Here is a 1,924-nt window from a genome sequence, read left to right as displayed (position 1 = left end):
TGTGTATATCTAGGATTGGAGCCCGCATGAAGAAGACCACCAAGAACGTCCTTTCCGTCACGGGAGCCATTGCGGGCATCGCCGCCGCAGCGGGCGGCTTCGAGCTGTGGTCGCGCACCAAGTTCGGGCGCTCCGGCGCCGCCACCGCCGCGGAGGGGGCGATTCGCGCCACGGGCTTCCGCAACGTGGTGCTCGGCCGCGACCTGGGCCGCTACGACGACTTTGTGGAGAAGAGCCGCGTCCAGAACGAGCGCGAGTACCAGATCCCGTCGTGGCTGCACCTGCGCTCGCTCGTGTTCGAGGAGACCTCGGACGGGATGAAGATCTATCACGTGGGCACCACGGGCAAGAACGAGCACGCGGTGCTCTACCTGCACGGCGGCGGCTACGTGTGCCAGATCACGCCCGCGCACTGGCGCTTTATAGACAAGCTGTGCCAGGAGACCGGCGCGGAGGTCGTGGTGCCCATCTACCCGCTGGCGCCCGAGCACGACTACGACGAGGCGTACACCCTGCTCACGAGCCTGTACGGGGAGCTCTGCCGCCGCTACGGGGCGGACGCCATCACGCTCATGGGCGACTCCGCGGGCGGCGCGCTGGCGCTGGGCCTGGCGGAGAGCCTGCCGCAGAGCAACATGGAACAGCCGGCCAACCTGGTGCTCATCAGCCCGGAGCTGGACCTCTCCATGCGCAACCCCAAGATCGCGGACTACTTTGACAAGGACCCGATGCTCGCGCCGTGGGGCGTGGCGCAGATGGGCGACCTCTGGGCCGACGGGGACGAGGTTAGCAACTTCCGCCTGAGCCCCAAGAACGGCGACGTGAGCCAGCTGCGGAACGTCCTTCTGCTGGCCGGTACGCGCGAGATCTACTACCCGGACTGCGCGGAGTTTGCCCAGAAGCTCGTGACCGCGGGCGTCCCCTCCGACCTGGTGATCGGCAAGGGGATGAACCACAACTGGCCGCTCCTGCCCATCCCGGAGGCGCGCAAGGCACGCAGGCGCATAGCGGAGTGCGTGCTGCGCAAGGTCAACTAGGGCACGCGGCGGGTCCCATCCGGCCCGCCCGCGCGACGCGTCCACGCGGTGGCACGCCTCCCCCGCCCGCGAGGGTGGGGTCCCTTGGCCGTGCCAAACGCCCCAACGCCGCACGAACCGCATAGCACCATGGCACCACATCGCACCACAGCGTCACTCAAACGAACCACCGGCCGCACGCCACGCGCGCGGCTAAACGATAGGAAGGCCCACCACCATGCCCAGAATCACCCCAGGCAACCGCCTGTACCTGTACCGCCTGTTCAAGAACCAGATCGGCGTTGGCAAGCAGGAGCGCGCGCAGCGCTTTGGGGAGGTGCTGAGCGAGGACGACATCGACCCGGAGGACCTGGGCTGCGACGACGTGAACGCGCTGCTCGAGGCGCTTGACGACATGATCAAGCTCACGGTGTTCAAGCGCGGTCGCGTGTACGCGACGCTGCAGGTCAACGAGGAGTTCGAGAAGGCCCTGGAGGCCGCGAGCCACCCCGCCCCCAAGGAGAAGTCATCCGGCGGCAAGTCCTGGAAGCACAACAAGAAGGCGTCCAAGCTCCCCAAGCCGGCAAAGCCGCGCCACCGCAAGCCCAAGGCGCAGCCACAGTCCGAGGCGGAGGCCAAGGCCGAGGTCAAGCCCGAGCCGGAGGCGCAGGCCCCGGCAGAGGCCCAGCCGCAGGCGCAAGCCCAGCCGGAAGAGAAGGCAAAGGCCGAGGCCGCGGCCGAGCAGCAGGCAGAGGCAACGGCGGAGCAGCAGACCCAGCTGGAGCCGCAGGCCGCGGAGCCCGCGGGTGAGAAGGACGCGGCGCCCCAGCAGGAGCCGGCTGCCAACGCCGAAGCGGCGCCGGAGCCCGCGGCCGCGATCGTCGCACGCTCGAGGTCGAGTGATGCGG

The 1,924-nt window shown here is 68.8% G+C and carries 2 protein-coding genes; both read left to right on the top strand.

Annotated features, from left to right (window positions below; all coding sequences use genetic code 11):
* The coding region (locus tag ACI38Z_RS07975; protein WP_439789663.1) for an alpha/beta hydrolase fold domain-containing protein at positions 1 to 1,037 on the top strand (1,037 nt) is incomplete at its 5' end.
* 217 nt (positions 1,038 to 1,254) lie between these two features.
* Positions 1,255 to 1,924, top strand: a 670-nt coding sequence (locus tag ACI38Z_RS07970) for a hypothetical protein (protein ID WP_439789662.1), incomplete at its 3' end; no start/stop codon positions are given.

Source organism: Parafannyhessea sp. (assembly GCF_051876455.1).
In the GTDB taxonomy this organism is placed as follows: domain Bacteria; phylum Actinomycetota; class Coriobacteriia; order Coriobacteriales; family Atopobiaceae; genus Parafannyhessea.
The sequence above is the reverse complement of the archived record's forward strand: the minus strand, read 5'-3'. Positions and strand labels throughout refer to the sequence as shown.